Source organism: Streptomyces sp. NPDC048462 (genome assembly GCF_043200175.1).
Lineage (GTDB): Bacteria > Actinomycetota > Actinomycetes > Streptomycetales > Streptomycetaceae > Streptomyces.
Genome location: NZ_JBICXG010000029.1, coordinates 76,515 through 85,675, shown reverse-complemented (window position 1 = coordinate 85,675; position 9,161 = coordinate 76,515). Strand labels below are relative to the sequence as shown.

The 9,161-nt window shown below is 69.6% G+C and carries 7 protein-coding genes and 1 CRISPR repeat array; of the genes, 4 read left to right on the top strand and 3 right to left on the bottom strand.

Annotation, left to right across the window (positions count from 1 at the left end; all coding sequences use genetic code 11):
- Positions 1-315 precede the first annotated feature (315 nt).
- On the bottom strand, positions 316-699 hold the full coding sequence (locus ACGFU6_RS33085; protein WP_393616270.1) for a hypothetical protein: 384 nt from the start codon (positions 697-699) through the stop codon (positions 316-318).
- A gap of 556 nt (positions 700-1,255) precedes the next feature.
- On the opposite strand from ACGFU6_RS33085, the gene ACGFU6_RS33080 reads away from it, so the two are divergent.
- Positions 1,256-1,417: a hypothetical protein gene (locus ACGFU6_RS33080; protein ID WP_393616269.1), complete on the top strand. Its 162-nt coding sequence runs from the start codon at positions 1,256-1,258 to the stop codon at positions 1,415-1,417.
- Between the two features lie 102 nt (positions 1,418-1,519).
- Here the strand turns inward: ACGFU6_RS33080 and ACGFU6_RS33075 are convergent, their stop codons facing one another.
- Positions 1,520-2,098 (bottom strand): hypothetical protein, encoded by a 579-nt coding sequence (locus tag ACGFU6_RS33075; RefSeq protein WP_393616268.1) that lies wholly within the window; start codon positions 2,096-2,098, stop codon positions 1,520-1,522.
- Between the two features lie 554 nt (positions 2,099-2,652).
- Positions 2,653-3,353: a CRISPR direct-repeat array (repeat unit 29 nt; unit sequence GGGACCGTCCCTGCGCGCGTGGGTCGCAC).
- A 375-nt stretch (positions 3,354-3,728) separates the two neighbouring features.
- On the opposite strand from ACGFU6_RS33075, the gene ACGFU6_RS33070 reads away from it, so the two are divergent.
- On the top strand, positions 3,729-5,165 hold the full coding sequence (locus ACGFU6_RS33070; protein ID WP_393616267.1) for an RNA-guided endonuclease InsQ/TnpB family protein: 1,437 nt from the start codon (positions 3,729-3,731) through the stop codon (positions 5,163-5,165).
- 396 nt (positions 5,166-5,561) lie between these two features.
- A complete protein-coding gene (locus ACGFU6_RS33065; protein ID WP_393616266.1) occupies positions 5,562-6,302 on the top strand; it encodes an HNH endonuclease family protein in 741 nt (246 codons plus the stop codon).
- Between the two features lie 238 nt (positions 6,303-6,540).
- On the opposite strand, the gene mobF is transcribed toward ACGFU6_RS33065, so the two are convergent.
- Positions 6,541-8,511 carry a MobF family relaxase gene (mobF, locus tag ACGFU6_RS33060; RefSeq protein ID WP_393616265.1) on the bottom strand — a complete coding sequence of 657 codons (1,971 nt, stop codon included), beginning with the start codon at positions 8,509-8,511 and terminating at the stop codon, positions 6,541-6,543.
- A 295-nt stretch (positions 8,512-8,806) separates the two neighbouring features.
- Here mobF and ACGFU6_RS33055 point away from each other — a divergent pair, with 295 nt between their 5' ends.
- A complete protein-coding gene (locus tag ACGFU6_RS33055) occupies positions 8,807-9,148 on the top strand; it encodes a hypothetical protein (protein ID WP_393616264.1) in 342 nt (113 codons plus the stop codon).
- Positions 9,149-9,161 lie beyond the last annotated feature (13 nt).

Here is a 9,161-nt window from a genome sequence, read left to right as displayed (position 1 = left end):
GGAATCCGGCACGCCTGACAGAGGACGGGACACGGCAGGTCTGCAGCGACGGCCGCCGGGGCGCCCCGATGTCACGAGTCTGCCGGGCCCTGTCAGAGGCATGTGCCGACAGCGGCGTCGCAACGCAATTCGCCACTGTTCGCCAGGGCAGACCACAGAACAAACCAGACCATAAGCATTGCGGAGAATGTCACCTTCCGGATGCACTGGCTCACTCCCCGGAACAGCCCGAGCTCCGTCATCAGCGGGACACCCGTCCGGATCTCGTCTGTTGGGCAACCGGCGAGGTCGAGCAGCAGCCCATGGGAGCTGCGCTCAGTGCACGGATCGGGAACTCTTGCCGAGGTCCCCGAAGGCGCGCCGCACCCACTGATCGAGCTGGGTACCGAAGATCGCTGCCGATGTGATGTCGAACGCCGCTATCGGTCCGCCGTCGTCGATACCGTCGAAGTAGTCCACGTCAGCCCAGCCGCCCCGGAACAGCACCACGGACAGCCCAGCTTCCCCCGGGCCGTCGATGAGCACGCCGATGGATACGGGATCACACACGAGCGCCCTATCAGTCTCAAGCTGCTGCGGCCACGGCGAAGTTGAGTCCATCCACGTCACCTGCCCAACCGTGAGACTGGCCGCCAGCCATCGCGCAGCCCACTCAGAGATTAGTACGGCTGCCTGATCAAGATCGATGACGCGCTCCATGAGCGGATCATGCCCCACCCCGACGAACCGTTCCACCGACTTCCACACGCCCTCCGGTCGGGCCGCACACCACCGAGCCGACTCCGCTGCTCTCAATTCTCAGCGACATTTTCAGAGCGTCCTGCCATCAACCGCTCTTGGAAGCCACCGACAAACGCCCTCCCTTCGTCGTCGCTGTCCCACCGCTGCTTCCCGGGCACCAACTTCACCCCACAGGGGCGAAGAGGCCGATCTCGCCAGGCCGAGCCCCTGCTGGAAGCAGCACTCATGACTACCCACCAGGCAGCAGGGGCAACGAACACACCCAGCGGCGTTACGGTGGACACCGCACCACCGCCACCCTGGGCGAGAGCTGAAGCCGCACAGCAGGGACGTGCTCACGAGAGCCGAAGCAGGACCGCCGACCGCGCAGCGGACACCCCACGCGGACGACATCACACAGGTGTCCACCGTCTCTGCACCTCTGCCTTCCAGGAGATTCCCAATGGCCCGGGACCCGCGCTCCCGCGCGTCCGCACACCCCGAACCTCCCACCCCTGCCGGGAGGCAGGCGTTCTTGTCACAGCGCACCACGCTGATCCTGTTCATAGCCTTCATGGCAGGCATCGGCTTCGGTGTGCTGAAGTTCCTCTCCGAGAAGTCCTACCCTGAGGCCCTCATCGCCGGTGTCGTCGCCGCTGGAGGCTGCACGGTAGGGCTGCACAGCCTGATCGACTGACCGCTGGCGGGCTGGGCAGCACCACCTGCCCAGCCCCTCCTGGAAGCGGCCGGACCGGCCGCCACCGCACCGCGGCAGCCAACGCCCGGCCTCATCCGGTCCTCAGAAGCGTCGGGTGTAGCGCCTGAGGAGGGCGCGGGCATCAGCCTCGGTGAGTCCGAGGGCAGTGGCGATCATGTCCCAGGGCTTCGCGTCGATATCAACCGCGTAGGCGGCGGCCCTGGCGGTATCGGCGCTGGTGCGCTCGAGGGCGCCGATGACCTTCAGCGCGGCGAGCGGTGCGTCCGCGGCCAGGGTGTCCAGACGGGTGCGCAGCTGGGTGAGGAGGGCGGTGATGTCGTCGGGGACGGGGATGGTGCGGGCTTCGATGTCGTCGATGTGCTGGTCCCAGTCCGTTTCCGGGCCGGTGGTGTCGTACAGGTCCGGGCCTCCGGCGTCGGTGACCTCCTGCCAGTCCAGGGGGTGCAGATCCGTGCCGCGCCAGCCGCATGAGCACGATCCGCGCAGTGCGGTCGCGAGTGGGGCGCGCCGGGTGCCGTCGTAGACCCACCAGTCGCTGATCTTGTGGATCTCCGCACCGCTGCCGGTGTCGACGTACACCGGCTTCGGCTCTGCGCCGCCGGCCAGCACCGCCCCCGGGCGCCCCTCATGCGACGCGCCGAACTCCTCGGTCTCCCACATAACCCCTACCCCACTGCCCGATCGTCGGTCCTACCGCTCCGACCCTGCCCGACCCAGGGCGCCGACAAGTCCTGAATACCCGAACCGGTGAACCCCAGCCCGGCGGGCAACACAGAACCATCCCCGAGCTTCCGCAGGCCCCGTCCTTCGACCGCTTCGTCGCTCCGGGCCGCCAGGCGCGCCTCGGGCTCGATACCCTCGGCCGCCAGCAGACGCGGCTGCTCCCTCCCGGGCTGAGCTTTTGCAGGGGTGACCGGTCCGGTCCGGTGCCGGGACGGCGACGCATCGTGCTCATGAGCACATGGTCCGTGACCGCCTGGAGCTCGGTTCCCCGGCCCCGGAACTGGTATCGAGTTCGGGGCCGTCATGGGCCCGGCAGCGCCGTCCGGGGGATCCGACTCCGCCTCGTCGGCGCTGAACGCACGGAAGAGGGCAGGCAGGTCCCCGGCCGCCTCCTCTCAACAGCCTTGGCACGCAACCTGTACCGCAGGACATGTCGGGCACAGGACCGGCACGACGTAGACGACCAGGAAGAGAACGCCAAGCTCGTCGTTGGGACCGTCCCTGCGCGCGTGAGTCGCACCCTTTTCTTCGCGACCGCGCACACCCATGCTCCGGGACCGTCCCTGCGCGCGTGGGTCGCACATCGGCGGCGTCACCGCATCCTGGGACGGAACGGGACCGTCCCTGCGCGCGTGGGTCGCACATCTCGCGCGGCCGGGCTGCCAAGTCGACGTAGGGACCGTCCCTGCGCGCGTGAGTCGCACTTTCCGGCCGACGGTGAGTACATGGAAGACTGGGGACCGTCCCTGCGCGCGTGGGTCGCACCGCGGGGTTCTCGCCCGGTTCGAGATCGACGTGGGACCGTCCCTGCGCGCGTGGGTCGCACAGCGCGAGGCGCTTGAGGACGTACTTCTCGGAGGGACCGTCCCTGCGCGCGTGGGTCGCACCGTGAACAGCTGCTCGGCCGTACGGGAGGACCGGGACCGTCCCTGCGCGCGTGGGTCGCACAGGCCGAGCCAGCGCGACACATGGACACGGAAGGGACCGTCCCTGCGCGCGTGGGTCGCACAGGTTCCGACGAGACCGCAATATTGATGGTTCGGGACCGTCCCTGCGCGCGTGGGTCGCACGGCAGAACCCCGGACGAGGTCCAGCGCTCCGCGGGACCGTCCCTGCGCGCGTGGGTCGCACCCGACGAGGGTAGTGACGTCGATGCTCTTCCGGGGACCGTCCCTGCGCGCGTGGGTCGCACCCTCGGTGACCTGCACCGCAGTACTCAGAACCTGGCCGAGCTCCACACCTTCATCGACTGCGACATAAACCCTCAAACCTCGCGTTGGAGCGCATGTTGGGACGGGTGGCTCGATCTCTCGGCCACGGTGACCTGCCCGCCTTGCGAGCGAGGACCTGCCTGCTTCCGCCTCCACCTCGGAGGATTTCCTGCCCTCGCCTCAATCGGCCGGTGCAGTCCACAAACGCTCTACTCCCCCATCCAGGGGACGAGGCCACCTCCTCCCGGAACCGGCCAGAACCCAAAACTAGGCGCAAACCACCAAAAGCTGCGTAAGCGACACAACATTGCTTTCTGGGGCGTTGTTGTCAGTGGTGGGTGCCAGGATCCTCACCCATGACCACCACCGAGCAGAACACCACCACCGTCGTCGTCCGCGAGCCGCTCGACCCCACCCCCGACCAGCGGCTGATCCTTCACCGCTACGCCAACGCCTCCCGCGCCTGCTTCAACTTCGCCTTCGGCCTCAAACACGACGCGCAGCAGCGGTGGAGTCAGGGCCGCGACCGCTTGGTCGCCGAGGGGATGAGCCGTGAGGAGGCGAACCGGGCGGCGCCCGAGGTCTTCGTTCCGCGTGGTTCGGATGTGCAGCGGATTTTCCTCGCGGTCCGGGAGAAGCCGTTCTGCGGCCCGTTGCGGAAGGGCGAGACCGAGCGCCCACGCAGGTACCCGTGGTGGAAGGGCGTGAACGCGATCGTGTGCCAGCAGGCGTTCCGGGACGCCGACCGAGCCTTCACGAACTGGAAGAGCTCGGGGACGCGTTCAGGGGCGGCGATGGGCTATCCGCGGCCCAAGCGGAAGGGCAGGTGTCGTGATTCGTTCCGGATGAGCAGCGTGCGGCTGGTGGCCACCGATCTGCGGCATGTCCGGATCGGTGGGGAGAAGGATCCGGCCGGGCAGCAGGCTCTCGTCGTGCGGTTGCACCGGCCCGCGCGCCGGCTGGCCCGGGTGATGGCGGCCGGGGGTGTGGTGAAGATGGTGACGGTTGCCCGGGAGGGCGATCAGTGGTGGGCGTCGTTCAATGTCCGGATCGCTGCCCCAGCGCCGGCCCTGCCCACGCGCAGGCAGCGGGACGCCGGGACCGTCGGGGTCGACCTGGGCGTGGCTGTCATCGCGGCGACCTCCGAGCCGGTGATCACCGCGCACGGCAAGACGCAGCTGTTCGAGAACCCACGGCACCTGGACAACGCGGTGCGCCAGCTGACGAAGTGGCAGCGGCGGATGGCCCGCCGCCACGTGCGAGGGCTTCCCGCACACAAGCAGAGCGCGGGTTGGCAGGAGGCCCGGGACCAGGTCGCCAGGCTCATGGGGCTGGTCGCACAGCGGCGCGCCTCGACGCAGCACCTGCTGACGAAGCAGCTCGTGACCCAGTTCGCGCACGTAGCGGTGGAGGACTTGCGGGTGAAGAACATGACCCGCTCCGCGCGCGGCACCCAGGACGCACCCGGGCGGAACGTGGCGGCGAAGGCCGGACTGAACCGGGCCGTCCTCGATGTCGGCTTCGGCGAGATCCGCCGGCAGATCGAGTACAAGGCCGAACGCCACGGCGTCCGGGTCACCGCGGTCAACCCCGCCTATACCTCACAGACCTGCCACCGGTGCGGGCACGTCGACCACAAGAGCCGGCGCACCCGCTCCGTCTTCGAATGCACGCAGTGCGGACACGCCACGCACGCCGACATCGGCGCCGCCCACAACATCAAACACCGCGCACTCGATACCACCACCCATCACGAATCGACCTGCGGGCAGGAGGCTGACAGCGTGCGGTGACGATGGAGCCGGAGGACTCTGCTGTCCTCCCCGTTCATGCCCCGAGACCGCCGCCCAGTCGGGTACGGCGCACGGTTCTGCCAGCAGAAGCTGCTCGGCCCGGAAGTGCCTCGCCGGGCCGGGCCCGGTCAGCCAATGTTCCAATTCAGGCGGTGGCTGAGGAGCGTGAGGCCGACGTTGGCTGCGCGGTGCTGGTAGGCGCGAAGGCCGGAGGCACCGGGGGTGGTTGGTCAAAGCGGAGCAGCGAGAGCGGGTCAGGGCTGAGATGTCGCGGCACCCGTAGGTCGACGACGGCCCGACATGGCGTACCACCACGACACATGACCCCCTGTCACCACAGCCACTTGCGCTGGGATCATGAGGGGCCGTCAGCCCCCGACCAGCCGGAGCACCGCTGTGAACGCACGCCGCCTCACCACCACCGCCCCGCTCGCTACCGCCCTCCTCATCACCTCGCTCGTCGGATGCAACCCGGGAGTGGCCGACTCCAAGCCCGCGGCCACCACTTCTGTTTCCCCTTCCGCTCCCGGGAGCGCGTCTGCGGCGCCCGGTGCCCCGGCGGGCGGCAACGACTTGTCCCTCTCTGCGGCCATCGCGAAAATCCCCGACGGCACCGAGGAACGTGCCGGGTACGAGCGCGACAGCTTCCATCTGTGGGTCGACGCCGACAAGGACGGCTGTGACACCCGCAAGGAAGTCTTGATCGCCGAGGCCGTCAAGGCGCCCGAGAAGGGGAAGCGGTGCGCGCTGACGGGCGGTGAATGGCTGAGCTACTACGACGAGGTCACCGTGGACGCGGCCACCAAGCTGGACATCGACCACGTCGTCCCGCTCGCCGAGGCCTGGGACTCCGGAGCATCGAAGTGGGACGCGGACCGGCGCGAGCGATACGCCAATGATCTCGACGCCGACCGGTCCCTGGTCGCCGTCACCGCGAAGACCAATCGCTCCAAAGCCGACCGGGACCCGGCCGAATGGCTCCCGCCGGCCGCTTCCGCCCAGTGCACCTACGGTGCCGACTGGGTCGGAGCAAAGCTTCGATGGAAGCTGACGGCGGACACAAAGGAGCGGACCGCCCTGGAGAAGCTCGCCAAGGGATGCTCCGACACCGTGGTGAAGTATGAGGTCGCTGAGTAGAAGACCCGTTCACCGAGCGTCCCGTGCCGCCCGGATCCGGCGAGCACCTCCACCATCGCCTCTGTCTCGACGTGGTCCCGCAGCATCATCCGGTTCATCGTGAACGTCATCCCGGACCCCGACCACCCGGACACCGCCGACACTCTGGAGGCGATTATGAGCACCTGGTGCTGGCTCACGCGATGCACTCCGCACCCAGTGCGCACCGCTGACCGCACCACCGTGCGGGTGAGTGCGCTCAGTGGCCGACCTCCCGGCCCCGGTGCGGTCCGGGCTCCTGCGGGCGGTGCGCCTGCTGGTCGTCCCGGCGCACCGGGTGTGCTGCGTCGGCATCGTCCGGTGGGGCGTATTGGTTGGCGCGGGTGCGGGCGTCCTCGCCCGCCTTGGTGAACACGTCCTGAAGGTGGCGCAGCCGATCGGCCGTGAGATCGAGGGCTTCCACGTCCGTGCGGGACTCCCGCAGGGCCCGCAGCGCCGTCATGTCGATCGCCTCCTGGGGCCCAGCCTTCGGTTCCTGGTCGTCGTGCTCGGGGTCGGCCGGCTCGGGTGCGACCAGTTGCTCGGGCATCGCCGCCTGCTGGTGGGCGACGACGTCGTACGTCCGGCCCCGCACGGCGGTAGCGGTGGTGGTGCGCAGCTTCTCGCGCACCACCACACCGGCAAGGGCGGCGCGCGCGTACTGGAGCGGGATGCGCGGGATCTCCCACTCCCCCGCATCCCGGCCCGGGGGCCGGTGCGCGGCCGGGTCGCCGGGATCGGCCGGGGGTTGCCGGTCTGGGTCGGGCGCGGGGGTCGGAGGTCGGCGGCGGGCGGGGAGGTCGGACAGAGACCACCGGGCGGTGTAAAGGCGGTAGCCGGCCTCCAGGCCGCGTACGGTCTTCGGCTCGCTGATGTCCAGGCAGTGGGTGGAGATGGCGGCGGCCACGACCTGGTCGTCCAGGCCGGGGTCGCGGCGGAGGCCGCGGAGGACGAGGGCGAGGTGGCGTCGGGCTTCGGCGAGCAGGTGTCGGCGGTGGAAGCGGCCGCCGTCGTTCATCACGAACACGGTCGCGGCGACGTCGACGGCCGCCAGGGCAACGTCGACCACGGCGGCGACCCGGGCCCGGATCGCGGCAGCCGCGGCGCGGGCGTACTTGAGGAGGGAGGTGATGACGTCGGCGGCGACACCGGATGTGAGGATCGCGCTCGTCTTCCACCACGCGCGCAGCTGCGCGAGCGGCAGGGTCTTCTGCTTGGGCGGTCGGGTCTTGCGGGCGGCTATGGCGTTCAGCTTGGCGCGGGCCCGCTCGGAGACCACGGGCAGGAACCACGGCTCGCCGTCGTCGTCGACGGCGGTGACGTACTCGTGCTCCAGCTCCTCCAGGCAGGCGGCGATCTGGTCGCTGCGCCGGGAAGTCCAGCGGATCAGCTCGTGCGGCACCCCGGCAATCTCCATGACCGGCCGGCGCCCCGGCGTGACGGTGCGCGGCTCGGTCGCCAACCCGAGCTCCTCGCAAACCTCAGCGGCGACCAGTTCGTTGTAGAGCGCGGAGGCCGCCACCGTGTTCTCGTACAGGGCCGTGGTGTGGATTGACCCCCACTTGCCGTCCAGACGCTGCCCCTTTACCGACAGCAGCAGATGGTCATGGAGCAGCGGCATCCCGGAGCGCGCCTCGTAGTGGCGGAAGCGCGCGGCGACCAGACCGCCGGGCGGCCGCACCCGGTGGACCCCGTCCTTGCCGTAGCGGATCACCGCGACCTCGTCCTCGATCCACTCCAGCACCCGTACGATCGCGCGCTCGTGCGCGGCCTCGATCACCCTGCGGGTCTCTTCATCCCCCAGCGCCCAAAGGAGGTAGATCGTCGGCTGCGGCCGGAAGACGAAGTCGACGCCCGTCAGGGTCACCCGGCGTCCGAGGGCGCCGGCCTTGAACGCCTTCTTCGGGGACTCGTCCTTGGCGAGCAGGTCTGCCTCGATCCGGTCCGCGTACGGGTGCCGGCCCCTCGCGCCGAAGAGGTTCCGCAGCTGCGCCTCGGTGACTTCTTCACCCGGGGCGAGTCCGAGCACGGCCAGGCCGCGGCCCATCCATCGCCCGGCCGGGACACCGGCTTTCTCCTGGGCGGCGCGCAGCGGCGCGCGGGCCGGGCGGCGGCCGTCGCCGACGACGGTCTGGCGCAGGTAGTAGCGGTACATCTGACCGGACCGGATGACCTTGATATCCACTGTCATGGAGACCACGCCACACGGCTCTGACCTGCGAGAAAAGGCCGATCAGTCGTACGTCCCGTCAGGCGGGAGCAGCGGCCGAACTTTCTTCTCAGGTGCCCGCCGGGCGGGAAGCGGACCCGGGCCGAACGCGAATGTCATCGCTCTCCGGCAGTCCTCACACCACGGCCCGGACAACACCATCCAGCACCACTGAGCAGCATTCAGCGCCACGGAACGAACACCACCAACAAGCACCGCCTACAGCAGCCCCTGGCAACCGCCGGGGGCTTCGTCGTGCTGCCCGGAGGAGACCACCGTGCCCACCTTCGAGACCTGTCCCCGCTTCACCGCCGACCTCCAGCACCTCACCCCCGCCCAGCGCCGGCGCTTCCGCCGCGTCGTGCTGGACGCCTTCGTGCACGACCTGCGCACCGGCCGCCAGTTCCGCCCCGGCTTACGGATCAAGGGCGTGCGCCGCGCCCCCGGCGTCTACGAACTCACCTGGGCGCCGGACGGACGCGCGATGTGGGCGTACGGAGGGGAGAAGGTCGCCGGGCTCCCCCACATCGTGTGGCACCGGATCGGGACCCACAGCATCCTGGACCGGCCCGTGACCGAAGGCTGTCTTGCGGGCGCGGGTCACCGGTTGGTTGGCTGATCGTCCGATGACG

Coding starts and splice junctions, on each gene's coding strand:
- ACGFU6_RS33070 (WP_393616267.1), top strand. CDS start 3,729: ATGACCACCACCGAGCAGAACACCACCACCGTCGTCGTCCGCGAGCCG.
- mobF (WP_393616265.1), bottom strand. CDS start 8,511: ATGACAGTGGATATCAAGGTCATCCGGTCCGGTCAGATGTACCGCTAC.
- ACGFU6_RS33085 (WP_393616270.1), bottom strand. CDS start 699: ATGGAGCGCGTCATCGATCTTGATCAGGCAGCCGTACTAATCTCTGAG.
- ACGFU6_RS33075 (WP_393616268.1), bottom strand. CDS start 2,098: ATGTGGGAGACCGAGGAGTTCGGCGCGTCGCATGAGGGGCGCCCGGGG.